Origin of the sequence: Oceanisphaera psychrotolerans, from assembly GCF_001870485.1 — a bacterium.
In the GTDB taxonomy this organism is placed as follows: Bacteria; Pseudomonadota; Gammaproteobacteria; order Enterobacterales; family Aeromonadaceae; genus Oceanimonas; species Oceanimonas psychrotolerans.
Map to the genome: position 1 here is coordinate 101,728 of NZ_MDKE01000066.1, position 25,213 is coordinate 126,940.

Genomic DNA, 25,213 nt, shown 5'->3' on the forward strand with positions numbered 1-25,213 from the left:
TAGCAGGTAAAAGGTCCCATTGCCGGCTCATTCAGCCGTCGACAATATTATGAGCAGGCAGACCACGCTCGAAGCTGGCCGTGAAGTAATGGTTGGCCGCGGCCACAAAATAACATACGGACCAGCTGTTGTTTATGTCCCCATCCAGCGGGATCTCTATGCTCATCAGTTCGAAATCATCCCGCCACCTCCCGGTGAACTTTTTCCCGGTCCACTGCTCGAAATCCGGCTCGAAGATCGGCCAGCACTGCCGAAACAGTTCGTCCAGGTCGGCCATTCTCTCTCGATAAAACTCGACCTGCCGCGAACCCGGGCCAGCCAACCCCGCATGGATCAGTACCGATATCGGCTCCTTGACCCCATCCACCGACTGCTCACATTCCCAGTAGTCATCAGGCTCAGGTGTAGCACCGCCCATAAACACCATTCTGCCGAAGAATGCATGATGCCGTTCAACCGGCGGCTGGCCGAACAGCCACTCCTTTAGCTTGCTCAACATCGTTGGACAATCCTTGTCTGTTTACGAATGAAAAATATAAGGCCTGACTTCTTTATTCACCAACCAAACAAAAGGCCCGTAACAACGGGCCCTTTGTTCAAACGGATCTGCAGTGACAAACATCAGCCGAAGCGGCGTGATTTACGGTTAACTTCGTCAATCTGGTCGTTAAGAGTCCAGTAGTCGTACAGATAACCGATCAGGAAGAGGCCGCCGGTAAAGAACCAGATGATGGCGGTGACCCACTTGCCCATGTACAGGCGGTGAATGCCGAAGATGCCGAGAAAGGTCATCAGGATCCAGGTCAGGTTATAGTCGGTGGGGCCGTTGGTATAGCGTTGATCCGCGCCCCGGTCCATGGACGGGATCAGGAACAGATCCACTATCCAGCCGATGAAAAACAGGCCCAGGGTAAAGAAGTAGATGGTGCCGCTGATGGGACGACCGTAATAAAACCGGTGTGCGCCCATAAAGCCGAAAATCCACAGGATGTAACCGATTACCTTACTGTGTGTGTTGTTCACCGTCGCCTAGCCCCCAGAGCCATGATCACCAAAGTCACAATGTTAGCCGTTGCCAACCGTGATCGCCATGCCCCTATGGCCGCAGGCGACCCGGCTCGTCGTTTTGTACATCATACCTGCCCGCATCCAGCATCAGTTGTACATGGCCCCCCGCCTGCGCGGGGGTGACGGCATTAACACTGAGATGGTGCAGAAGATAAGCACAGGAATAACAGAGCATTAGCAGACAACGGTTTGGTGGTCGCCCCTGCGAAGGCAGGGGCCCATGTTGCCAGCCGTCGGGTCAGGCTTCTTACCGGCTGGCGGAGTAGCTGTTGTCCCAGTCTTTCCATACCGGTTGCAGGCCGGTGGCGGCAATGGCTTTGGCCACCTCGGCCGGGCTGCGATCGTCGTCGATTTCGAACTGCTCCAGCTCTTCCTTCACGTTGTCCACATAGCCACCGGGCTGGGTCTTGGAGCCGGCGCTGATGCTGGTTACCCCCAGCGGGATCACCTTGTCGCGGAACTCCCGGGCCTCGCGAGTCGACAGACTCAGCTCCAGCTCGCCGTCGAACAGCCGGTAGGCGCAGATCAGCTGCACCAGCTGGCGGTCGGTCATCACCGACTTGGGCTGCAGGCCGCCGGTACAGGGCCGCAGCCGCGGGAACGACACCGAGTAGCGGGTCTGCCAGTAATGCTTTTGCAGATAGCGCAGGTGCGCCGCCACATAGAAGCTGTCGGCGCGCCAGTCCTCCAGCCCGAACAGGGCGCCCAGGCCAATCTTGTCGATGCCGGCCTTGCCCAGCCGATCCGGGGTTTCCAGCCGCCAGCGAAAGTCCTTCTTCTTGCCGCGGATATGGTGCTCGTCGTAGGTCAGGTGCTGATAGGTCTCCTGATAGACCATGACGCTGTCCAGGCCAAATGTGCGCAGCTCGGCGTATTCGGCTTCCGACAGCGGCTGCACTTCCATCATCACATAGCTGAAGTGGCGCTTGATGATCGGCAGCATCTGCTTGAAGTAGTCCAACCCCACCTTGCCCTCGTGCTCGCCGGTCACCAGCAGCACGGTATCGAAGCCCATGGCCTTGATCGCCAGGCATTCCTGCTCGATCTCTTCGGCACTCAGGGTCTTGCGCTTGAGCCGGTTGCTCATCGAAAAACCGCAATAGGTGCAGTCGTTGGCACACAGATTGGACAGATACAGCGGGATATAGAAGCCGACCGTATTGCCGAAACGCTGCCGGGTCAGCCGGTATGACTGCTGGGCCATCTGCTCCAGATAGGGCTCGGCGGCGGGTGAAATCAGCGCCATGAAGTCCTGCAGATCCCGCTTCGGTTTGGCCAGCGCCCGCTCCACATCCCGCGCCTGCTTGCCGTAGATGCTCATCTTGATGTCATCCCAGTCCATGGATGACCAGACCTCGAAGAAACTCATAGGGTCTCCAGAAAGGCTGTCAGCGGGCTCGATGCCTGGGCCTGCCGGCTCTGACCGGCCAGTCCGGCTTCATAGGCCATACGACCGGCGATCACCGCCTGGCGGAAGGCGTCGCCCATGGCCACCGGATCGCCGGCCACGGCGATGGCGGTGTTCACCAGCACGGCGTCGGCACCCAGCTCCATGGCGTAGGCGGCGTGGCTGGGGGCACCGATACCCGCGTCCACCACCACCGGCACATTGGACTGTTCGATGATGATCTCGAGGAAGTCATGGGTCACCAGACCCTTGTTGGATCCGATGGGGGCGCCCAGCGGCATCACCGCCGCACAACCCGCCTCTTCCAGCCGTTTGCACAGCACCGGATCGGCACCGCAGTAGGGCAGCACGATGAAGCCGTCCTTCACCAGCAGCTCGGCGGCCTTGAGGGTTTCGATGGGATCGGGCAGCAGATACTTGGGGTCCGGGTGAATTTCCAGCTTCAGCCAGCGGGTGCCCAGTGCCTCCCGCGCCAGCCGCGCAGCAAACAGTGCCTCTTCGGCGTTTCTGGCGCCCGAGGTGTTGGGCAGCAGGTTCACGCCCAGCTCCAGCAACGGCGGCAGTATGTCGTCGCTGTGGTTTTTCAGATCCACCCGTTTCAGCGCCATGGTCACCAGCTCGGTGCCGCTGGACACAAAGGCGTCTTTCATCTGCCGGCCGTTGGCAAACTTGCCGGTGCCGGTAAAGAGACGGGAATGAAAGGTCTTGTCGGCGATGGTCAAACTCATGTCAGCCTCCGGCTATGGCGTGGAACAGGGTGATGTTGTCGTTGGGGGTCAGTTGTTGCTCGCCCCACTGACTGCGGGCCACCACCTGCTGGTTGAGGGCCACCGCCACACCGGGTTTGTCTTGCTCAAGCTCAACCAGCAACTGGCCCAGGGTAGTGCCCTCGGCCAGATCCAGTGCTTCGTCGTTCAGTACTACTCGCATTCTTTCTCTCTCCCCTTGGGTCCACATACCGGACAGGCCGGATCTTTCGGCACCTTGAGGCCGTGCCAGCGATGCACCCTGGCGTCGAACAGCTTGAGTTCACCCCAGGGCACGGTGCCGGTGCCGGTAAAAAACTTGATGGCTTCCAGCGCCTGCAGCATGCCGATGGTGCCCACCACGGGCCCGATGACCCCGGAGTTGCTGCAGTTGAGGCGTTCGCCGATGTCGGGCTCATAAAGACAGCGGTAACAGCCATGGTCACGGGCCGGGTCCAGCGCCAGCAACTGGCCCTCGAAGCGAATGGCGGCGCCCACCAGCAACGGCTTGCCCCAGGCGTAACAGGCGGCGTTGATGGCCTGGCGGACCGACATGTTGTCGGTGCAGTCCAGCACCAGATCCACCTCGGCCACAAAGTCGCCCAGACTCTGTTCGTCCAGCTGCTGGTTGATAGCGATTACTTCGATGTCGGGATTCAGCGCCAATAACTTTTCCCGCGCCGTTTCCGCCTTGCTGTGCTGTAGGCTGTTCATGTCGTACAGGGTCTGGCGCTGCAGGTTGCTGACCTCGATTTGATCGAAGTCGGCCAGCCACAGGGTGCCGACCCCGGCCGCCGCCAGGTACTGCACGGCGGGTGAGCCCAGGCCACCCAGGCCGACCACCAGCACAGAGGCGTGCTTCAGCTTCAGCTGGCCTTCTTCACCTACCTCTTCCAGCAACAGGTGCCGGCTGTAACGCATGAATTCGCTGTCGCTGAGCATCCTACCCCTCCACCATGTTCAGCAGCTCGCGGATGGCGGCGTCCGGATCGGCCGCCTCGGTAATGGCGGTCACCAGGGCAATGCTGCCGACCCCGGTCTGGGCCACCAGCGGCACCCGCTCCTTGCTGATGCCACCGATGGCCACCAGCGGAAACTCCGCCTTCATCAGCGCCACATAGCGGTGCAGTCGCGCCAGCCCCTGGGGACGGGACGGCATGTCCTTGGTCCTGGTGGGGAAGATATGCCCCAGTGCCAGATAGGAGGGCTTGAGCTCCCGGGCGCGCAGCATTTCGTAATAACCGTGGGTCGACAGCCCCAGCTTGAGGCCGGCGGCGCGAATGGCCTCCAGATCCGCCACTTCGATGTCTTCCTGACCCAGGTGCACGCCATAGGCGCCATGCCGGATGGCCAGCCGCCAGTAGTCGTTGATGAACAGGCGGGCGTTGAAACGCCGACCCAGCTCGACTGCGGCCTTGATGTCGGCTTCCACCTCGGCGTCGGTCTTGTCCTTGATGCGCAGCTGCAGGGTGCGCACGCCCTTATCCAGCAGGCGCTCCAGCCAGGCGACCGACGTCACTACCGGATAAAGCCCCAGCTTGAAGGTGTCCATGGGCGCAAACTCGCCCTGGATGCTGGGGCCGCTAATACCCAGCTGTTCGGCCAGGGCGCTGCCCGGCATCACCACGGTAGGGAAGTCATCCAGATTGGTCGGCCAGCCCAGATGGGCCACCGGGCCGGCGCCGGCACCGATGGCCTCGGCGCCCTTCAGCCCCTGATTGACGTAGGCCTTGGCCAGCACCAGCGCATCTTCTATCGGGTAGTCCTGCGCCACCGCGGTGGCGATGGCGGAAGACAGGGTACAACCGGTGCCGTGACCGTGGCGGGTTTCAATCCGCGGACTGGCCAGCCAGATTTCGCGCTCGCCGTCGGTATAGAAGTCGATGGCCTGCTCGCCGGCCCAGTCCAGGTGGCCGCCCTTCACCAGCACGGCACGCGCGCCCATTTCCAGCAGGGCGGCAGCACCGGCACGCACATTGGAGGCGGAGTCGGGCGCGATGCCCGACAGCGCTTCCAGCTCCAGCGCGTTGGGGGTGATCAGGTCCACCTCGGGCAACAGGTGCTGCTTCAGTGCCGGCAGCAGGTTGGCTTCGGCCATGGCCTGGCCGGTGCTGGCAATAGCCACCGGGTCCAGCACCACGAAGGGCTGCCACTGGCGGCGATATTCACGCAGATAACGCGCCAGCACCTCGGCCCGCAGGCCGCCGGGCAGCAGACCTATCTTGATGGCGTTGGCCTGCATGTCGGTCGCCAGTGACACCAGCTGACTGGTGAAGGCCTGCATCAGCACCGGCTCCACCATCGACACCGCCACCGAGTTCTGGGCGGTAATGGCAGAGATCACCGAGCAGCCGTGGCCGCCCAGTCCCTGAATGGTGTGCAAATCCGCCTGAATACCGGCACCGCCGCCCGAGTCGGAACCGGCTATGGTCCAGACGATGGGTCTTGTCATAGACATTATTGCTCCAGCTTGTCGGCCTGGTGATAGAGCTCACCGCCGCGTTTCTTGAATTCTTCCGACATCTGCGCCATGCCGGCGACCACGGTTTCGCTGTTGCCGTCCATGTCGACCAGCTGCACCGCAATGGCTTCCTGAGCGGCGGCGTAGTCCCGCACTTCCTGGGTGATCTTCATGGAGCAGAACTTGGGGCCGCACATGGAACAGAAGTGAGCCACCTTGCCGGACTCCTGCGGCAGGGTTTCGTCGTGATAGGCACGGGCCGTCTGCGGGTCCAGCGCCAGGTTGAACTGGTCTTCCCAACGGAACTCGAAACGCGCCTTGGACATGGCGTTGTCGCGGATCTGGGCGCCGGGATGGCCCTTGGCCAGGTCGGCGGCATGGGCGGCAATCTTGTAGGTGATCAGGCCCTGCTTGACGTCTTCCTTGTTGGGCAGACCCAGGTGCTCCTTGGGCGTCACGTAACACAGCATGGCGCAACCGAACCAGCCGATCATGGCGGCGCCGATGCCGGAGGTAAAGTGGTCGTAGCCGGGGGCAATGTCGGTGGTCAGCGGACCCAGGGTGTAGAAGGGCGCCTCGTGGCAATGCTCCAGCTGCTCTTCCATATTGCGCTTGATCATGTGCATCGGCACATGGCCGGGGCCTTCGATCATCACCTGCACATCGTATTCCCAGGCCACCTTGGTCAGCTCGCCCAGGGTGTGCAGCTCGGCAAACTGGGCCTCGTCGTTGGCGTCGGCCACGGAGCCGGGGCGCATGCCGTCACCCAGCGACAGGGACACATCGTAGGCGGCACAGATTTCACAGATTTCGCGGAAGTGCTCGTAGAGGAAGCTTTCCTTGTGATGCGACAGACACCACTTGGCCATGATGGAGCCACCGCGAGACACGATGCCGGTGACCCGCTTGGCAGTCATCGGCACGTAGCGCAGCAGCACGCCGGCGTGGATGGTGAAGTAGTCCACGCCCTGCTCGGCCTGTTCGATCAGGGTGTCGCGGAACACTTCCCAGGTCAGGTCTTCGGCCACGCCGTTCACCTTTTCCAGCGCCTGATAGATGGGCACGGTACCGATGGGCACCGGGCTGTTGCGCAGTATCCATTCACGGGTCTCGTGAATGTACCGACCGGTGGACAGGTCCATCACGTTGTCGGCGCCCCAGCGGGTGGCCCACACCAGCTTCTCCACTTCTTCCTCGATGGACGAGGTCACCGCCGAGTTGCCGATGTTGGCGTTGATCTTCACCAGGAAGTTGCGGCCGATGATCATCGGCTCGGACTCGGCGTGGTTGATGTTGGCCGGGATGATGGCACGGCCTTCGGCCACTTCCTTGCGCACGAATTCGGGGGTGATGCTCTCCGGCAGGTTGGCGCCGAAGTTTTCGCCCGGATGCTGACGCAGCAGCATTTCATCCCGCACCCGCTCGCGCCCCATGTTTTCACGGATGGCGATGTACTCCATCTCGGGGGTGATGATGCCTTTGCGGGCATAGTGCAGCTGGGTGACACAGCGCCCGCCTTGGCCTTGCGCGGCTTGGGCATGTGCTCGAAACGCAGATGATCCAGGCCGTCGTCGGCCATGCGCTGCTGGGTGAACTCGGAAGTCACGCCGTCCAGTTCGACGGTGTCGTTACGCTCCAGGATCCACTGCCGACGGAGCTGGGGCAGGCCCTTGCGCACATCCAGTTCGGCTTCGGGGTCGCCGTAGGGGCCGGCGGTATCGTAGATAGGCACCGGCGCATTGGGCTCGAGAATGGGGTTTTCTTCGGTGCCGCCCTTGAAGCTGGCCGCCAGATGAATCTCGCGCATGCCCACTTTCAGGTCCGGGCGCGAGCCTTCGATGTAAATGCGGCGCGAGTTGGGGAAATGTTCGCCCTTGAGGTTATCGATAAATTCCTGGGCCTGGCTGCGCACTTCACGACGGTTTACTTTTTTTGAGGTAGTACTGTTTGACATAGCAATCTCACTTTGAATCCATTAAGGGTGAAAATGCTTGTCAGGAGTGTTTTTAAGAAAGAACCGGGCAGAAAGAAGAGGGATTGGCGCCAGGTTCTCACTTGTTTCCCTTCGCAGGTATTAGCCTGATCAGGTTCAACGGATCCCGCTTTCGCGGTCTCAGCTCATACAGAGCACTCCGACAAGATGGGGGCCAGTATACCCAGAGCCAACTCGCAAAAGCAAAGCCATTGCTCAGCATTCAGGCTATAAAAAATTAACCGTTTGGATACATTTCGGCATTGGACTCACTGGCTGTTTTGCCCGAGCGCAAAAAAGGGAAAGGGACGGCGGGTCTGAAGGGCCAGACTCACGCTACTCCACAGGCATGGCTGGTACCAAGGTTTCCTTGGCATACGGGGGGTAAATCCGTATAGTCAGGCGCATATTTCGACAGGTCTTTACTTATGTTTCAAAACAACCCCCTGCTGGCCCAGCTCAAGCAACAGATCCGCGAGACCCTTCCCATCAAGGAAGGGGTAGTCAAAGGCACCTCCAAAGGTTTTGGCTTTCTTGAAGTAAGCGAAAAAGAAAGCTTCTTCATTCCGCCGCCGCACATGAAAAAAGTGATGCATGGCGACCGCATTACCGCGGTGTTGCGCTCCGAAAACGAGAAAGAGCTGGTTGAGCCCGAGACCCTGCTCGAAGCCGGTGTGACCCGCTTTGTCGCCCGGGTGAAGTGGTTCCGCGATCGGCTCAATATCGTGCCCGATCATCCGTTGATGAAGGATGCCATCAAGGCACGCGCCATCAAGGGGTTGGATGAAAAAAGCCTGAAAGAAGGTGACTGGGTGCTGGGCGAACTGACCCACCACGCCCTGAAAGACAACAAGGGTTTTTTCGCAAGCGTGGTGGAAGTGATCGCCGGCGTCGACGATCCCATCGCCCCCTGGTGGGTGGTGCTGGCCCGCAACAAACTGGCCAACCAGGCACCGGAAGACCGGGAAGAGTGGCAGACGCTGGAAGAGCCTCTGCCGCGCCAGGATCTTACCGAAGTGCCCTTCTTCACCATCGACGGCGAGTCCACCCTGGATATGGATGATGCCTGAGCGTGAAGAAGCTGGATAACGGCTGGGAACTGACCGTGGCCATCGCCGATCCGACCGCCTATGTGGCCCACGACAGCGAAATGGATCGGGTCGCCGCCGAGCGTGCCTTTACCGTGTATCTGCCCGGCCGCAACATCCCCATGCTGCCCCGCACCCTGGCCGACGAACTCTGTTCGCTGCAGGAAGGGGTAGAGCGTCCGGCCCTGTGCGCCCGCCTGCTGATCGACTTCGACGGCAAGGTCAACGGCAAGGCCGAATTCTTCGCCGCCCGCATTCGCTCCCAGGCCCGCTTAAGCTACGATCAGGTCTCCGACTGGGTCGAAGGCACTGGCGACTGGCAGCCCGGCAGCGACGTCATTGCCGAGCAGCTGCGTGAGCTGACCGCCCTGACCCATGCCCGCAGCGCCTGGCGCAGCGAGCATGCCATCGTGTTCAAGGACAGACCCGATTATCGCTTTGCCCTGGACGACGACAGCAACGTGGTGGCCATTCTGCTCGATCACCGTCGCATCGCCAACCAGATGGTGGAAGAGGCGATGATCGCCGCCAACCTGGCCTGTGGTAACTGGCTGACCGAGCATGCCGGCACCGGTATCTTCAACGTCCATGCCGGCTTTGACAGCGAAAAAATGGAACAACTGGTCGAGCTGCTGCAGGCTCACGACGCTCCCATTGATCCGGAAAACCTGTCCAGCCTGGAGGGCTTCTGTGCCCTGCGCCGCTGGCTCGACGCCCGCGACACCACCTATCTGGACAGCCGCACCCGGCGTTATCAGTCGTTCGCCGCCATGAGCGCCACCCCGGGCGAACACTTTGGCCTGGGCCTGACCGCCTACGCCACCTGGACTTCGCCCATTCGTAAATACGGCGACATCATCAACCACCGTCTGATCAAGGCCATCCTCGCCGAGCAGGCGCATGAAGTTCATGCGCCGACGCCAGAGCTGGCTCAGCATCTGTCCGAGCAGCGCCGCATGCACCGCCGGGCCGAGCGCGATATCGCCGACTGGCTGTATGTGCGTTACCTGCAGCCGGCCGTGGCCGAAGGCAAGGTATTCGATGCCGAAGTGATCGATATCGGTCGCGGTGGCGTCAAGCTGCGCCTGCAGGAAAACGGCGCCGTGGCCTTCATGCCCTCTTCCCTGATCCTCGCCAACCGGGATCGGCTGGAGTGCAGCTGGGACGACGGCCGGGTCTACCTGGACAAGGCCCCGCTGTACGAACTGGGTCAGGCGGTACAGGTGATCCTGACCGAGGCCGTTGAAGACACCCGCTCCCTGATCGCCAAACCGGCACAGCCGATTTCACCGGCCGCCCCGCAATAAGCCGGTTGAAGTAAACAAGCCGACGTAAAAGGGCCTGCAAATGCAGGCCCTTTTTGTTGGCTTTGGTTTCAGTCATCAGCCAAGGTGTTTCAGCAGCAGCTCGGCAAGCCGCACCGGCGCTTCCACCGAGGGCACATGGCCCACTTTATCCAGGATCACCGGCTCGCCGGCATCGGCGCAGCATGCCAGGTGTTCCAGCGACTCGGGCGGAGTGGCCACGTCGTCACTGCCGCCCAGCAGCAGCAGGGGCACATCGTGATCCTGCAATTGATCGCTGAAGTTGGCATCGCCCAGCATTTCGCACAACAGGGCGTAACTGTTGGCATCACCCCGGCCCATGATGGTGTTCCAGCCCTTGAGCAGAGCCGGCTGGGCCAGGCAGGCGGCCGGGCCAAACCAGCGCGGCACTATGTCTATCGCCATGGTGGCCAGGCCTCGCTCCCGCACTGCGGCGGCACGGGTTTGCCAGGCATCACGAGTGCCGATGACGGCGCCGGTGTTGGTCAGGGTGGCGGACAGCAGGCGGTCGGCGTGCTGGATCAGCAATTGCTGACCGATGACGCCACCAATGGAGGTGCCGGCAAAGTGGAAACGCCCGGCACCGGCCACCTCGGCCAGAGCCAGGACTTCCGCCGCCAGGTCGGCGGGGGTAATGCGCTCGCCGTTCCAGGCGGCACTGCTGCCATGGCCGGGCAGGTCCCAGGTCAACACCCGATAACGGGGCAACAGGGCAGGCAGCAGGTCATCCCACACCGCCTGACTCATGCCCAGCGGATGGGCCAGCACCACCAGCGGCAACGCCGGATCGCCCTGCAGCCGGTAGCCAACGGCGCGACCGTTAATTTCCAGAAAAGACATTCAGCCTCCGCATAGTTAGGGCTCTGGCTCTTAAACTCGCTCGATCAGGGTAGCAATACCCTGGCCGACACCCACACACATGGTACACAAGGCCAGGCGTTTATTCTGCCGGTGCAGCTCGTGAGCCGCAGTTTGCAGCAGACGAGCACCAGACATGCCCAGTGGGTGGCCCAGGGCGATGGCGCCGCCGTTGGGGTTGACCCGAGCATCATCATCTTTCAGGCCCAGTTCGCGCATGCAGGCCAGCGCCTGGGCGGCGAAGGCCTCGTTGAACTCGAACAGATCGATATCATCGATGGTCAGCTCGTGGCGTTCCAGCAGCTTCTGTACCGCCGGTACCGGGCCTATGCCCATGATACGCGGCTCAACCCCGGCGGTGGCCATGCCCAGAATACGGGCCATCGGCTTGAGGCCATGACGCTGCACAGCAGCTTCACTGGCGATCAGCATGGCGGCAGCGCCGTCGTTCACGCCCGAGGCGTTGCCGGCGGTAATGCTGCCACCCTCGCGGAACGGCGTCAGTAGCCCGGCCAGTTTCTCGAGGCTGGTGCCCGGGCGCAGGTGTTCGTCATCGGCGAACAGCAGCGGCTCCTGCTTGCGACGAGGAATTTCCACCGCCACGATTTCTTCGGCAAAGCGGCCGGCGCTTTGAGCCTCGGCCGCCTTCTGCTGGGAACGGACCGCGAAGGCATCCTGATCTTCCCGCGAGATAGCGAACTGTTCGGCAACGTTTTCCGCCGTTTCCGGCATCGAGTCCACACCGTATTGCGCCTTCATCTGCCGGTTAACAAAGCGCCAGCCGATGGTGGTGTCTTCTATTTTCTGACCACGGCTAAAGCCCGCGTCCGCCTTGCCCATCACATAGGGCGCACGAGACATGGACTCCACGCCCCCGGCCAGTACCAGATCCAGCTCGCCGGCCTTGATGGCGCGCACCGCCGTACCTACTGCATCCATGCCGGAGCCACACAAGCGTTGATAGTGGTACCGGGCACGCTCACCGGCAGTCCCGCCAGCAGAGCAGACATACGCGCCACGTTGCGGTTGTCTTCACCGGCCTGGTTACCACAGCCCATGATGACTTCGTCGATGGCGGCGGGGTCCAGATCCGGTGCCTGGGCCAGTACCGCCCTGAATACCTGAGCGGCCAAATCATCGGGCCGCACCGTCGCCAGGGTGCCGCCGAAGCGACCGATGGCCGAACGTCTGGGATGACAGAGATAGACGGGCTTCATTGGGCGGCCTCCTGGGAAACGGGCTTGGCATGATGAGAGGCAGTTCTGGCCTTGAGAGCCCGCAGTATCTCCAGCTCTTCGGCGTTGGGTTCGGGGGTTTGCGCCAGCGGCTCGGCAAAGCGTACCGGCCAGCCGGTGGCCTCGATCACCAGTTCCTTGGTCACGCCGGGATGCAGCGAGGTGACCACCAGCTCTTTGGTGTCCGCATCGGGCTGCAGCACGCACAGATCGGTAATCACCTTGGTCGGCCCACGGCCGATATTGGGTACGCCGTCACGGCCCTTGCCATCGCGGCCGAAACCCAGGGTGGTAATAAAGTCCACCGCCTCGACAAAGGCCCGCGACGAATGCTTGAGGGTAATGAACACCTCTTTGGCATTGCTGGCAATTTCCGGCGCACCGCCGCCTCCGGGCAGCCGCACCTTGGGTGCCTGATAGTCACCAATCAGGGTGGTATTGAGGTTGGCGAACTTGTCTATTTGCGCGGTGCCGAGGAAGCCCACATCGATATGCCCGCCTTGCAGCCAGTAGCGAAACATCTCGGGCACCGCCACCGTGGTCAGCGCCGACTCGCACAGTTCACCGTCACCAATCGACAACGGCAATATATCGGGTTTTGTCTGCAGGGTACCGGATTCATAAATCAGCACCACCTCGGGGGCATGGGTCAGCCGGGCCAGGTTGGCGGCCTCGCTGGGCAGGCCGATGCCGACAAAACAGGTCATGCCGTTCTGCAGCGCGCGGGCGGCGGTGACCGTCATCATTTCGGAAGCATTGTATGCGAGTGTCATTGGGCTTGCCCTCCCCGGTTATAGACGTTGTCTTGCAGCCAGTTATTGAAGCTGTCGCGATCCCGTGCGATCGCATCCCATTCCTTGTAGAAACTGTTGTTGCGCGGGTAATAGCCATACGCATAAGACGGTGAAGCACCGCCTTTCACTTCGGCAATGGCGTCGATGGCCCAGCCCGGGATCACACAGGCATTCGGCTCGGCCTGCAGGTCATCGACGATTTCCTCGACAGTGACGATGCTGTGCCTGGCCGCCAGCACGGCTTCTTTCTGTACCCCGACGATGCCGGACACCAGCACGTTGCCCTGCCGGTCGGCACGCTGGGCATGGATGATGCTGACATCGGGCCGCACCGAAGGAACCGCCGCCAGCCGTTCACCGGTGAAGGGGCATTCAATAAAGCGAATCTGCGGGTTGACCTTGGGCAGATCGCTGCCGATATAACCGCGCAATACCGCCAGCGGCAGGCCGGCGGCGCCCGCTTCATAGGCACAGGCCATGGCCGCGTGGCTGTGTTCGAAAATCTCGAGCGGCTGGGGATAGCCCTTCTCTACCGCGTCGCGCAGCCGGTGCAGGGAGCCGACCCCCGGGTTGCCCCCCCAGGAAAAGATCAGCTGCTCGGCACAGCCGGCACCAATCAACTGGTCGTAGAGGATATCGGGCGTCATGCGGATCAGCGTCAACTTGCGCTTTTCCTGCCGAATGATTTCATGACCCGCCGCAAAGGGGATCAGGTGGGTAAAGCCTTCCATGGCGACGGTAGCGCCATCCTGGACATAACGAGCAACTGCGTCGTGCAAGCTCATGAATTGGGCCATGAGTGTTTGCCTCCCTGAGTGAACCTAAAAGTTCGCATTGCGAACCAGATGTTTGCATTGCGAACATATTTGCACTCTTTTCCCGGTCTCGCAAACCCAAAAAATCGCCCCCTGCCGAATAAAACACCTAACCATCTGTAAAATAAATGATTATTTTTTTACCTGGAGGTACGTTTTAAAGGCATGGGGAAATAACGCATGAAGCATGTTCGCAGTGCGAACTTTTGCTACCATGGGTGGCACTTCTACCCAACGAGACCGCGACAGGAAACACGGCATGAATCAGGACGACAAACTCAACCCGGACGATCGAGACTTCGTCACCGCTCTGGCCAGCGGACTGGAGGTATTACAGGCGTTCGATCAGAACACCCCGCGTATGACCTTGAGCGAGGTGGCTGCCAAAACCGGCATGAACCGGGCCAAGGCCAGACGGTTTCTGCTGACCCTGCATGCGCTGGATTATCTGAAGAAACAGCATCGTCATTTCGAGCTGACGCCCAAGGTGCTGCAACTGGGTCATGCCTTTCTGTCGGTCAACCGCTACGGCACCATGATCCAGCCCTATCTGGAAGACATTACCCGGCAAATCAACGAGTCCACCTCGCTCGGTATCCTCGACGGAGACGAGGTGGTCTATATCGCCCGCTCCGCCGCCGAGCACCGGCTGATGGCAATACAGCTATCGGTAGGCACCCGCCTGCCCGCCGCCTACACCTCGATGGGACGGGTACTGCTGGCCCAGCTTTCGGCCGCCGAATTGAACACCTGCCTGGCGCAGATCCGGCTGCAGGCCCACACCGAGCACAGCCTCGTCACGCAGGACCAATTACGCCAGGCCATAGAGCAGGTACGCGTGCAGGGGTTCGCCATTGTCGATCAGGAGCTGGACTCGGGGCTGCGCTCGGTGGCGGTACCGGTGTTTGATAAGCAGGGATTTCTGCTGGGCGCCATCAACATCAGCACCAATGCGGCCCGGGTTGACATGAAGACACTGAGAGAGCGCTTTCTGCCGCTGCTGCAGGAAAAGGCCAGCCTGATTCGCACGGCGGTAGGGTAATTCAGGCAGGCTGCTCGTCTCTTATGCCGACTCCGGCCCGCAGCCCGCATATCAGGGATAACGACCACTCAGGCGGTTTTCCACCAGCTCAATCAATATGGTATTGACCAGGCGCATCGCTGCATTGGGATTCTCACCCCGGCGACGGGAGGCAATCACAGGTATGGTGAGGTTGTCATCGGCCACCGGCACAAAGTCCACCCCCTCCCGCTGCAGTTTTTTCACCTGCTCGGGCACCAGCGCGAAACCCATGTCCGACGCCACCAGCGACAGCGCCGTCTGCAAATCGTTCACCTGCTGGATCACCTGAACCTTCAGGCCCCGGCGATGAAACAACCCAAGGGCGATGTCGGAAAAGTTGGGGCCGGCCCCGGCGGGGAAGGCCACCATGGGCACCTCCGCCAGTTGCTGCATGGTGGGCATTTGCCTGGTCAGAGGATGAGATGCGGGCAGGGCCGCGATCAGGGGCTCATTGAACAGCACCTCCTGCTCCACATCAGGATCCTCGATATGGACACGGCCAAACCCGATATCGATCTTGCCGCTCCTGAGTGCCTCTATCTGCTCCTGGGTTTTCAGCTCGTGCAGCACGATTTCCAGGTTTTTGTTACGGCGCAGGCGTCGTACCATCAGGGGCAGCTGGCCGTAGAACACCGACGGCACGAAGCCGATGGCAAATATCGTCTTGCGCAACTGGGCTATCTGCCGCGTACCCTCCACACTGGCCTCGAGCTTGTCCATGATATTGCGGGCCTGCTGCAGGAAATACAGGCCACCCTGAGTCAGCTCCAGTCCCCTGGGCTTGCGGATAAACAGCTGCACCTCCAGCTCTTCCTCCAGTTGCCTGATCTGCCGGGTCAGGGGTGGCTGGGCGATAAACAGCTTCTCGGCCGCCCGAGTCAGGTTCAGCTCTTCCGCCACCGCGATGAAGTACCGCAGGTGTCTTAACTCCATCCATACCTCCAGGGTATCGGTAGTAACTTAATCAATATTGGTTAGCTCCAGCCTCAGAATGTAACTTGATTGTAACCAAGGGTTACCAGCCGAGAGCAAGAGGTTACATGTCAGCAACCATCCAGTCCATTGACGCTATTCTGGTCGATATTCCGACCATACGTCCACACAAGCTGTCCATGACCACCATGGGCGTACAGACCATGGTGATCGTGCGGATGAAAGACACCGACGGCCTTGAGGGGTTGGGCGAAGCCACCACCATCGGTGGCCTGGCCTACGGCCCGGAAAGCCCGGAAAGCGTCAAGCTGACCATAGACACCTACTTCGCCCCCCAGCTGTTAGGCCAACCGGCAGACAACATCAATACCCTGAGGGTAAGGCTGAACAGCAGCACCCGTGGCAACAACCTGGCCAAGTCCGCCATCGAGACCGCCCTGCTGGATCTGCAGGGCAAGCGCCTGAATCGCCCCCTGTCCGACCTGCTGGGTGGCGCCGTGCATCAGCACATTCCGGTACTCTGGACCCTGGCCAGCGGCGATACCGCCAAAGACATCGACGAGGCCCAGAGCCTGATCGCCGCCAAACGTCATTGTGATTTCAAACTGAAGATCGGCTCCCGCGCGCTGATGGACGATGTGCGCCATGTGGCGGCCATCAAGGCCGCCGTGGGTGACAGCGCCAGCGTGCGGGTCGATGTCAACCAGGCCTGGGATGAAGCCACCGCCGCCAGAGGCATGGCCGAGCTGCAGGCCGCCGGCATCGATCTGGTCGAGCAACCCACCCCGATGAAGGATATGGCGGCGCTGGTACGCCTGTCCGAAAAATTCCATCTGCCCATCCTGGCCGACGAAGCCGTGGCCGATGCCAGCGACATGTTCAGCCTGGCCTCTGCCGGCTTTGCCGGCGCCGTGGCCCTGAAGATTGCCAAGCGGGCGGACCACTGCAGGCGTTGAAAGTCGCCAATGTGGCCAGCGCCGCCGGCATCGGCCTCTATGGTGGAACCCTGCTGGAAGGCACCATCGGCTCGGTTGCCGCCCTGCATGCCTGGTCCACACTCGACAGGATTCATTGGGGCACCGAGATGTTCGGTCCGCTGCTGATGAAGGACGACATAGTAGTAAAGCGCCTGAACTTTCACGACAACGGCGTCGCGCTGCCCACCGGCCCGGGCCTGGGCATAGAGATAGATGAAGACAAGCTGACGCACTATCGCCGCAAGTAAAGTGCCGCAGGCAAACACCCCTCGCAACCCTTACCAAACGGAGAAAGACTCATGCTGTTCAAAGTCGAGATGAAGGTGAATATCCCCCATGACATGCCGGCGGAAGTGGCGGCCGAGATCAAGGCGCGGGAAAAAGCCTACTCCCAGGAACTGCAATCGCAGGGCAAGTGGCGCCACCTGTGGCGGGTTGCCGGCAGCTACGCCAACGTCAGCATCTTCGATGTGGCCGACAATGCCGAGCTGCAGGAGCTGATAAGCGGCCTGCCGCTGTTCCCCTACATGGACATCAGCGTCGCGCCCCTGTGCCGGCACCCGTCCTCCATCCATGCGGATGATCGTTAATCGTTTGAAGTGCCCGATACGCAACAACAGAACAAATGCAAATTGATGCAAGGAGCCAGGCAATGTCAGTCAAAACCATGGAAAACCAGGAAGTCAAAGAGCTGCTGGAAAAAGTAGCCGGTCTCAACCAGGCCAGCGGCAACGAGCGGGTCAAGACCATAGTTCACCGCGTGATGCATGATGTCTTCCAGCTCATCGAAGATCTGGATATCACGCCGGAAGAATTCTGGAGCGCCGTTTACTACATCAACGATCTGGGCAAGAACGGCGAGGCCGCCCTGCTGGCTCCCGGTCTGGGCATGGACAAGTACCTGGACATCCGCATGGATGCCGAAGACGAGCTGGCCGGCCTGGCCGGTGGCACGCCGCGCACCATCGAAGGCCCCCTGTATGTGGCCGGCGCCCCGGTGTTCGAGGGCTTCGCCCGCATGGACGACGGCACCCAGGATGGCGAAACCATGATCCTGACCGGCGTGGTGACCGATCAGGACGGCAAGCCGCTGCCCAACACTATGGTGGAAATCTGGCATGCGACCTCAAGGGGGGTTACTCCTACTTCGATCAGTCCCAGAGCGAGTACAACCTGCGTCGCAGCATCAAGACCGACGCCGAAGGCCGCTACACCGCCCAGAGCATTATTCCGTCAGGCTACGGCTGCCCGCCCGACGGCGCCACCCAGGCACTGCTAAACCAGCTGGGTCGCCACGGCCGCCGTCCGGCGCACATTCACTACTTCGTGTCCCAGCCGGGCTACAAGCACCTGACCACCCAGATCAACCTGGCCGGTGACGAATATACCTACGATGACTTCGCCTTCGCCACCCGTGAAGAGCTGGTCTGCGACGCCGTGCGCATTGAAGACAGCGCCGCCGCCGAGCAGTACGGCCTGAACAAGCCGTTCACCAAGGTGGAATTCAACATTCAGCTGGTGGCTTCCGACAATCCCGAGCACCAGCAGCGCCACGAGCGCCTGCGCGCCCTGGAAAACTAAGTTTTCTGACACAGAACCCTTAATCCCACGCTGTTTGTGACCAGATCGCCTGCCATTGGCAGGTGGTCCGGCATCACACGGGCCAGAAAAGGCCAGCAACCTCACATGGAGTGACGAAACATGACTCGCCAACTCGACCGACTCGAACAGAAAATCCGGGGCGCGGTGGAAGCCGATCCGCAAACCGGCCACTATCGCTGCGACCGCGGCATCTTCACCGACCAGGAGCTGTTTGACCTGGAGATGAAGCACATCTTCGAAGGCAACTGGGTTTACCTGGCCCACGAAAGCCAGCTGGAAAATCCCGGTGATTATTACACCACCACAGTAGGTCGCCAGCCGGTGGTGATTACCCGCACCAAGGAAGGCGAGCTGCAGGCGCTGCTCAATACCTGCTCTCACCGGGGCGCCACCCTGTGCCGCAAGAAGCGCGGCAACAAGGCCTCCTTCACCTGCCCCTTCCACGGCTGGACCTTCAAGAACGATGGCAAGCTGCTGAAAGCCCGCGATCAGAAGAAAGGCGGCTACCCGGAAAGCTTCAGCACCGACGGTTCCCACGATCTGAAGCGCCTGCCGAAGTTCGAGTCTTACCGTGGCTTCCTGTTCGGCAGTCTGAATGCGGACGTGCTGCCGCTGACCGAGTATCTGGGTGAAACCACCAAAATCATCGACAACATGGTCGATCAGGCTGAGGACGGTCTCGAAATTCTGCGCGGTACCTCTACTTACACTTACGAAGGCAACTGGAAGCTGACCGCCGAGAACGGCGCCGATGGCTACCACGTCGGCACTGTGCACTGGAACTACCTGTCCACCATGGGCCAGCGCAACTACGACAAGGGCGGCACCGAGGCCGTGGACGCCAAGAGCTGGTCCAACGAGGGCGGCTTCTATGCCTTCGACCATGGCCACATGATGCTGTGGACCCGGCTGACCAATCCGCAGGTGCGTCCGGTTTACAGCCAGCTTGAACGGTTACAGGAAAAAGTGGGCGAGGCCCGGACCGACGCCATCGTCAACACCACCAAGAACCTGTGCCTGTACCCCAACGTCTACCTGATGGATCAATTCTCCACCCAGATCCGGGTGCTGCGCCCCATTTCCGTCAACAAGACCGAGATCACCATCTACTGCTGGGCACCGAAAAACGAGCCGGCCGCCGATCGCGCCAGGCGTTTGCGCCAGTACGAAGACTTCTTCAACGTCAGCGGCATGGGTACTCCGGACGATCTGGAAGAATTCCGCGCCTGCCAGCAGGGTTACGAGGCCAGTGGCCTGAAGTGGAACGACATGAGCCGGGGCGCCGCCCACTGGATTGAAGGCCCGGATGCCGGCGCCGAAGCCATCGGCCTCAAGCCCGTGCTCAGCGGCGTCAAGCCGGAAGATGAAGGCCTGTACGTGACCCATCATCAGCACTGGGTAAAAGAGATGCTGCAGGCGGTTGAAACCGAACGAGCCCAGCTCATTTCCGTCACTTCCATGGAGGACTCCAAATGAATTTTGAACAGATTCAGGCGTTTATATACCGCGAAGCCCGTCTGCTGGACGACCGCCAATGGGACGAGTGGCTCGAGTGCTACAGCGAGAACGTCGTCTACTGGATGCCGGCCTGGGACGACGAAGATCAGCTGACCGTGAACCCCCAGACCGAGATTTCTCTGATCTACTATCCGAACCGTGATGGCCTGGAAGACAGGGTGTACCGGATCAAGACCGAACGCTCCGGTGCCAGCTCCATGCCGGAGCCGCGTACCACTCACCTGACCAGCAACCTGGAGATCCTGTCCCGGGAAGGCAACGAGGTGAAACTGCGCTTCAACTGGCAGACCAACAGCCATCGCTACCACAAGACCGAGACCTTTTTTGGTACCTCCTTCTATACCCTGGACATCGGCGGCAAACAGCCCCTGATCACCGAGAAGAAGGTAGTTCTGAACAACGATTACATCAATCAGGTGATTGATATCTATCACCTGTAATGGGTGGGGGGAGAAACCAACATGAGTTACAACATCGCGCTCAACTTTGAAGACGGCGTTACCCGCTTCATCAGCTGTAATGAAGGGGAAACCGTACTGGATGCGGCCTACCGCAATCAGATCAATCTGCCGATGGACTGCTCCGACGGCGTATGCGGCACCTGCAAGGGCAGCTGCCACCAGGGCAAGTTCGACCTGGGTGACGAGTACATCGACGAAGCACTCACCGACGATGAAGCCGAGCAGGGCATGATTTTGACCTGCCAGATGGTACCCGCCAGCGACTGTGTGGTAGAAATTCCCGTCGCTTCCACCATGTGCAAGACCGGCATCGCCAGGGTTCAGGGTACCGTGCTCGAGGTGAACCTGATTTCTCCCACCGCCATCGAACTGAAAGTCACCGCAGACGACGAGATTGCCTTCCTGCCGGGCCAGTATGTGAATATTCAGGTACCGGGCACCGAAGAGACTCGCGCCTATTCCTTCAGCTCCAAGCCGGGCAGCCGTGAACTGAGCTTCCTGATCCGTAACGTGCCCGGCGGCCTGATGAGCAGTTATCTGGTCGGCCAGTGCAAGGCCGGAGAGCGGCTGACACTCACCGGCCCCATGGGCAGCTTCTACCTGCGCCCGGTGGAACGTCCGGTATTGATGCTGGCCGGCGGCACCGGCCTGGCGCCTTTCCTGGCCAAGCTGGAATACCTCAAAACCAATGGCACCGGGCAGCCGACGCATCTGATCTACGGTGTCACCAACGATGACGATCTGGTGTGTGTCAAGGAGCTGGAGCAGTTTGCCGCCGAGGTAGAGAACTTTACCTTCAAGACAGTGGTGGCCAGCGCCGACAGCGCGCACCCGCTTAAAGGCTACGTGACCAACCATATGGAAGATGCGCCCATCCATCACGGTGAGGTGGATGTCTACCTGTGTGGACCGCCCCCCATGGTGGACGCCGTGCTGGGCTACTTCCGTGACCAGGGGATCAAGCCGAACTCTTTCCATTACGAGAAGTTCACCCCCAGCGTGTCTGCGGTGACGGGAGCGGTCGCATGAAGCCGCGCTTCACCGACAAGGTGATGGTGATCACCGGTGCCGCCCAGGGTATCGGCCGGCGCGTGGCCGAACGGGCGGCGGAAGAAGGTGCCCGGCTGGTGCTGGTGGATCTGGCCGACCATATATTCGAATTGGTGGCCGAGCTGAACCAGCAGGGCGTAGAAGCCATCGCCGTGCAGGCCAATCTGGAGACCTGGGACGGCGCCGACAGCGTGATGACCAAAGCCGCCGAGCACTTTGGTGGTATCGACATACTGGTGAACAATGTGGGTGGCACCATCTGGGCCCAACCCTACGAGCATTACAGCCCGGAACAGATCGAGAAAGAGGTGCAGCGGTCGCTGTTTCCCACCCTCTGGTGCTGCCGGGCCGTGTTGCCCCACCTGCTGAAACGTGAAGGTGGCGTGATCGTCAATGTGTCTTCCGTCGCCACCCGTGGCCTGATGCGGGTGCCCTACGCCGCGGCCAAGGGTGGGGTGAACGCCCTGACCGTGGCCCTGGCATTCGAGTACGCCGAGCTGGGTATTCGGGTCAACGCCACCGCCCCCGGCGGCACCGAAGCGCCACCTCGGCTGACCCCGCGCAATACCGAAGCACAAAGTGAGCGTGAACAGCAGTGGTACCAGACCCTGGTCGACCAGACCAGGGCCACCAGCTTCATGCATCGCTACGGCACTCTGGACGAGCAGGCAGGTGCCATCCTGTTCCTCGCCTCCGACGATGCCAGCTATATCACCGGCACCATACTCCCCGTCGCAGGTGGGGATCTGGGCTGATGTAAAAAAGAAGGCAGCCTAATGGAAGGGCCGCCTTTTTTGTATGTACGGGAGGGATTCGTGCCCTCTCACTCCAGACTTTAAGGACAATCTCGGAGTAATACCCCAATGAGAAATATCGATGTCAACGCAACCATAGACAACGCCACCTTTACCCCCTTTCACTGGAAGGTACTGTTCTGGTGCTCCCTCATTATTATTTTCGACGGTTACGATCTGGTGATCTACGGCGTGGTGCTGCCGCTGCTGATGGATCAATGGAACCTCAACCCCTACGTGGCCGGCCTGCTGGGCAGCAGTGCCCTGTTCGGCATGATGTTCGGCGCCATGGGCTTCGGCATGCTGTCGGATACTTTAGGCCGCAAGAAAACCATACTGATATGCGTGGTGCTGTTCAGCGGCACCACAGTAATAAACGGCCTGGCCAGCACGCTTGGCAATTCGGCCTGCTGCGCTTTATCGCCGGCCTGGGAATCGGTGGCGTCATGCCCAATGTGGTGTCGCTAATGAGCGAATACTCGCCGAAGAGAAGCCGCAGCACCCTGGTGGCGCTGATGTTCAGCGGCTACGCCGTGGGCGGCATGATGTCCGCCGGACTGGGGATCTGGATAGTGCCCAACTACGGTTGGGAAATCATGTTCTATCTGGCCATTATTCCCATGCTGCTGCTGCCGCTGATGATCAAGTTTCTGCCTGAATCCGTGGCTTTTCTCATGGCGCAGAATCGTCAGGAAGAAGCCCGCGAACTGCTGCAAAGCGTCGCTCCCGCTCAACAGATCACTCGTGAGGACAAACTGGTCGTCCCCCCAGCCAACGTACAGAAAGCACCGGTACTGGAGCTGTTCCGCGGTGGTCGCAAGCTCAGTACCCTGATGTTCTGGACGGCTTTCTTCTGCTGCCTGCTGATGGTGTATGCGCTGGGCTCCTGGCTGCCGAAACTGATGTCCGCCGCCGGTTACGAGCTGGGCTCCAGCCTGATGTTCCTGATGGTGCTCAACATCGGCGCCATCGTCGGTGCCGTGGGCGGCGGCTGGCTCGCCGATCGATTCTCGTTGCGATCCGTGCTGGTCAGCTTCTTCCTGCTGGCTTCCGCCTCGCTGGTACTGCTCGGCTACCCGCATCCCATGTGGCTTCTCTATAGCCTGATGGCCGTGGCCGGCGCCACCACCATCGGCTCCCAGATACTGCTGTACGCCTATGTGGCCCAGTATTATCCGGCCAACATCCGTTCTACCGCCCTCGGCTGGGCTTCGGGTATCGGCCGTAACGGCGCCATTGTCGGTCCCATGTTGGGAGGCACCCTGCTGGCCATGGCCCTGCCGCACCAGATGAACTTTCTGGCGCTGGCCGTGCCCGGTGCCATCGCCACCCTGGCCATCGCCCTGGTGGGCCGGCGTGTCGGCGCCAGCCGGCCAAACGCGGAAACACGCGTGGCCACCAACGGCTGATCGCTTTTGGTTTTGTCATGGCCCCGGCACGGGGCCATGGCATTTCCCCCACCTGGAGCTGTCCGCAGATCCGGGCTGGGGGATACCTCCCATCCAGACTGATTCATACTCAGATAACCAGTTCAATCCGGTAGACAAGGAAAGATGCCATGACTCCACGCACAGCCCGTACCCTGCTCGCCTCGGCCCTGGCCGGCCTGATGATGAGCAGCCCCCTGCAGGCGGCCGACGCGCCCCTGACCGACGCGATACAACAGCAGATTGACACCGTCATGCCCCGGGTCGTCGACTGGCGGCGGGACATCCACCAGCACCCCGAGCTCGGCAACCGCGAACACCGCACCGCCGGGCTGGTAGCGGATCACCTGACATCGCTGGGCCTGGAGGTGCGCACCGGCATCGCCTACACCGGGGTGGTCGGCATTCTCAGGGGAGCCCAACCCGGCCCGGTGGTGGCGCTGCGGGCCGACATGGATGCCCTGCCGGTCACGGAAGAAGTGGATCTGCCCTTTGCTTCCAAGGTGCGCACCACCTATAACGGCGAGGAAGTGGGTGTGGCCCATGCCTGCGGTCACGATAACCATGTCGCCATTTTGATGGGCGTTGCCCAGGTGCTGGCCGCCCAGAAAGAGCAGCTGACCGGCACGGTACTGTTCGTATTCCAGCCGGCCGAGGAAGGGGCGCCCGAAGGCGAAGAAGGCGGTGCAGAGCTGATGCTGAAGGAGGGCCTGTTTGCAGATATCCGTCCGGACGCCATGTTTGGCCTGCATGTGATGCCCGCCCCGGTCGGCACCATCGCCGTGCGTACCGAAAGCACCATGGCGTCTTCCGACAGCTTCTCCATCAAGGTGCATGGCAAGCAGACCCACGGCGGCATGCCCTGGGCCGGGGTGGACCCGATAGTGGTATCCAGCCAGATAGTGCTGGGGCTGCAGACCATCGTCTCGCGCCAGCTGGACGCGACCCGCTCGCCATCGGTCATCTCCCTGGGGGCCATTCACGGCGGGGTACGCAGCAATATCATCCCCGAGGAAGTGGAAATGCAGGGCACCATTCGCACCTTTTCGGAAGAAAGCCGGACGCAGATCCACCAACGCATGACGCAGACGGCGGCACACATCGCCGAAAGCACCGGCGCCCGGGCGGAGGTGACCATCAGCCCCGGCTACCCGGTCACGGTCAACGATACCCAACTGACCGAGGCCATGATGCCGACCCTGCGCCGGGTGGCCGGCGACAAGTTGCAGCAGGCCAGGCTGCTGACCGCCTCCGAGGATTTCGCCTTCTTCGCCCAGCAGGTGCCCAGCATGTACTTCTTCCTGGGCGCGGCGCCTGACAATCCGGAGCTGGTTTACCCGAACCACTCGCCCAAATTCTATGCGGACGAACGCGCTTTGCCCATTGGCGTAACAGCGATGACGGCCCTGACCCTGGACTACCTGCAGCAACAAGCATCTCGCTGAAAGATCTCGCCAAACAGCCTCAAGGCCTGCAAATGCAGGCCCTTTTTGTGGCCCGCCGCGATAGATCCACTCTTGCTTTCATATTACTTAAACGACTATTAAATTTAGTTTAAATACTCCAGTTGCATATTAGACTCGTGGTCAGAATCGAATCCCTTCCTGTTCTGGAGTTA

The 25,213-nt window shown here is 60.9% G+C and carries 18 protein-coding genes, 6 pseudogenes and 1 riboswitch; of the genes and pseudogenes, 11 read left to right on the plus strand and 13 right to left on the minus strand.

All coding sequences use genetic code 11. The annotated features are described in order from the left end of the window. Positions 1 to 31: 31 nt before the first annotated feature. The 8 genes and pseudogenes from BFR47_RS15550 to thiC all read right to left on the minus strand — a co-directional run bounded on the left by BFR47_RS15550 (position 32) and on the right by thiC (position 7,637). On the minus strand, positions 32 to 499 hold the full coding sequence (locus BFR47_RS15550; protein ID WP_071473913.1) for a hypothetical protein: 468 nt from the start codon (positions 497 to 499) through the stop codon (positions 32 to 34). Between the two features lie 122 nt (positions 500 to 621). Beyond that, positions 622 to 1,023: an NINE protein gene (locus BFR47_RS15555; RefSeq protein WP_083399182.1), complete on the minus strand. Its 402-nt coding sequence runs from the start codon at positions 1,021 to 1,023 to the stop codon at positions 622 to 624. 292 nt (positions 1,024 to 1,315) lie between these two features. Then, positions 1,316 to 2,437 carry a 2-iminoacetate synthase ThiH gene (gene thiH, locus BFR47_RS15560; protein ID WP_071473914.1) on the minus strand — a complete coding sequence of 374 codons (1,122 nt, stop codon included), beginning with the start codon at positions 2,435 to 2,437 and terminating at the stop codon, positions 1,316 to 1,318. Continuing rightward, positions 2,434 to 3,204: a thiazole synthase gene (locus BFR47_RS15565; protein ID WP_071473915.1), complete on the minus strand. Its 771-nt coding sequence runs from the start codon at positions 3,202 to 3,204 to the stop codon at positions 2,434 to 2,436. The genes thiH and BFR47_RS15565 overlap by 4 nt, the downstream gene beginning before the upstream one ends. Position 3,205: 1 nt before the next feature. Further along, positions 3,206 to 3,406: a sulfur carrier protein ThiS gene (thiS, locus tag BFR47_RS15570; protein WP_071473916.1), complete on the minus strand. Its 201-nt coding sequence runs from the start codon at positions 3,404 to 3,406 to the stop codon at positions 3,206 to 3,208. Then, positions 3,397 to 4,164 (minus strand): HesA/MoeB/ThiF family protein, encoded by a 768-nt coding sequence (locus BFR47_RS15575; protein ID WP_071473917.1) that lies wholly within the window; start codon positions 4,162 to 4,164, stop codon positions 3,397 to 3,399. The genes thiS and BFR47_RS15575 overlap by 10 nt, the downstream gene beginning before the upstream one ends. Before the next feature lies 1 nt (position 4,165). Next, positions 4,166 to 5,674: a thiamine phosphate synthase gene (gene thiE, locus BFR47_RS15580; protein WP_071473943.1), complete on the minus strand. Its 1,509-nt coding sequence runs from the start codon at positions 5,672 to 5,674 to the stop codon at positions 4,166 to 4,168. Between the two features lie 5 nt (positions 5,675 to 5,679). Then, a pseudogene (thiC, locus tag BFR47_RS15585) lies at positions 5,680 to 7,637 on the minus strand (phosphomethylpyrimidine synthase ThiC). Positions 7,638 to 7,725: 88 nt separating this feature from the next. Then, positions 7,726 to 7,828, minus strand: a riboswitch (TPP riboswitch). A gap of 255 nt (positions 7,829 to 8,083) precedes the next feature. Here thiC and BFR47_RS15590 point away from each other — a divergent pair. Beyond that, positions 8,084 to 10,050: pseudogene (locus tag BFR47_RS15590) on the plus strand (exoribonuclease II). 75 nt (positions 10,051 to 10,125) lie between these two features. Here BFR47_RS15590 and BFR47_RS15595 read toward each other — a convergent pair. From BFR47_RS15595 to BFR47_RS15610, 4 genes and pseudogenes are all read right to left on the minus strand, one after another. Beyond that, positions 10,126 to 10,908 carry an alpha/beta fold hydrolase gene (locus BFR47_RS15595; protein ID WP_071473918.1) on the minus strand — a complete coding sequence of 261 codons (783 nt, stop codon included), beginning with the start codon at positions 10,906 to 10,908 and terminating at the stop codon, positions 10,126 to 10,128. A 30-nt stretch (positions 10,909 to 10,938) separates the two neighbouring features. Next, positions 10,939 to 12,143: pseudogene (gene pcaF, locus BFR47_RS15600) on the minus strand (3-oxoadipyl-CoA thiolase). Further along, positions 12,140 to 12,934 carry a CoA-transferase subunit beta gene (locus tag BFR47_RS15605; RefSeq protein ID WP_071473919.1) on the minus strand — a complete coding sequence of 265 codons (795 nt, stop codon included), beginning with the start codon at positions 12,932 to 12,934 and terminating at the stop codon, positions 12,140 to 12,142. Before BFR47_RS15605 ends, pcaF begins: the two are co-directional and overlap by 4 nt. After that, positions 12,931 to 13,752 (minus strand): CoA transferase subunit A, encoded by an 822-nt coding sequence (locus BFR47_RS15610; protein WP_071473920.1) that lies wholly within the window; start codon positions 13,750 to 13,752, stop codon positions 12,931 to 12,933. The genes BFR47_RS15605 and BFR47_RS15610 overlap by 4 nt, the downstream gene beginning before the upstream one ends. 277 nt (positions 13,753 to 14,029) lie before the next feature. On the opposite strand from BFR47_RS15610, the gene BFR47_RS15615 reads away from it, so the two are divergent. Beyond that, positions 14,030 to 14,812 carry an IclR family transcriptional regulator domain-containing protein gene (locus tag BFR47_RS15615; RefSeq protein ID WP_071473921.1) on the plus strand — a complete coding sequence of 261 codons (783 nt, stop codon included), beginning with the start codon at positions 14,030 to 14,032 and terminating at the stop codon, positions 14,810 to 14,812. 51 nt (positions 14,813 to 14,863) lie between these two features. Here the strand turns inward: BFR47_RS15615 and BFR47_RS15620 are convergent, their stop codons facing one another. Beyond that, the gene (locus BFR47_RS15620; protein ID WP_071473922.1) at positions 14,864 to 15,766 is read right to left on the minus strand and encodes a LysR family transcriptional regulator; all 903 of its coding nucleotides are present in this window, start codon (positions 15,764 to 15,766) and stop codon (positions 14,864 to 14,866) included. 179 nt (positions 15,767 to 15,945) lie between these two features. On the opposite strand from BFR47_RS15620, the pseudogene BFR47_RS15625 reads away from it, so the two are divergent. The 9 genes and pseudogenes from BFR47_RS15625 (at position 15,946) to BFR47_RS15665 (ending at position 25,040) form a co-directional block, all read left to right on the plus strand. Continuing rightward, a pseudogene (locus tag BFR47_RS15625) lies at positions 15,946 to 16,991 on the plus strand (muconate/chloromuconate family cycloisomerase). A gap of 51 nt (positions 16,992 to 17,042) precedes the next feature. Next, entirely contained in the window at positions 17,043 to 17,333 is a 291-nt protein-coding gene (gene catC / locus BFR47_RS15630; RefSeq protein ID WP_071473923.1) for a muconolactone Delta-isomerase, read from the plus strand. Positions 17,334 to 17,506: 173 nt separating this feature from the next. Next, positions 17,507 to 18,324: pseudogene (gene catA, locus BFR47_RS15635) on the plus strand (catechol 1,2-dioxygenase). A 120-nt stretch (positions 18,325 to 18,444) separates the two neighbouring features. Beyond that, the gene (locus BFR47_RS15640; RefSeq protein ID WP_071473924.1) at positions 18,445 to 19,821 is read left to right on the plus strand and encodes a Rieske 2Fe-2S domain-containing protein; all 1,377 of its coding nucleotides are present in this window, start codon (positions 18,445 to 18,447) and stop codon (positions 19,819 to 19,821) included. Continuing rightward, on the plus strand, positions 19,818 to 20,303 hold the full coding sequence (gene benB / locus BFR47_RS15645) for a benzoate 1,2-dioxygenase small subunit (protein ID WP_071473925.1): 486 nt from the start codon (positions 19,818 to 19,820) through the stop codon (positions 20,301 to 20,303). The genes BFR47_RS15640 and benB overlap by 4 nt, the downstream gene beginning before the upstream one ends. 21 nt (positions 20,304 to 20,324) lie before the next feature. Beyond that, the gene (gene benC / locus BFR47_RS15650; RefSeq protein WP_071473926.1) at positions 20,325 to 21,353 is read left to right on the plus strand and encodes a benzoate 1,2-dioxygenase electron transfer component BenC; all 1,029 of its coding nucleotides are present in this window, start codon (positions 20,325 to 20,327) and stop codon (positions 21,351 to 21,353) included. After that, complete coding sequence (gene benD / locus BFR47_RS15655; protein WP_071473927.1) at positions 21,350 to 22,129, plus strand: benzoate diol dehydrogenase BenD; 780 nt, start codon at positions 21,350 to 21,352, stop codon at positions 22,127 to 22,129. Before benC ends, benD begins: the two co-directional genes overlap by 4 nt. Before the next feature lie 182 nt (positions 22,130 to 22,311). Next, positions 22,312 to 23,577 (plus strand): annotated as a pseudogene (locus BFR47_RS19330) (MFS transporter); the annotation flags it as partial. Positions 23,578 to 23,726: 149 nt separating this feature from the next. Beyond that, positions 23,727 to 25,040, plus strand: a complete 1,314-nt coding sequence (locus BFR47_RS15665; RefSeq protein ID WP_071473928.1) for an amidohydrolase — start codon at positions 23,727 to 23,729, stop codon at positions 25,038 to 25,040. Positions 25,041 to 25,213: the final 173 nt, after the last annotated feature.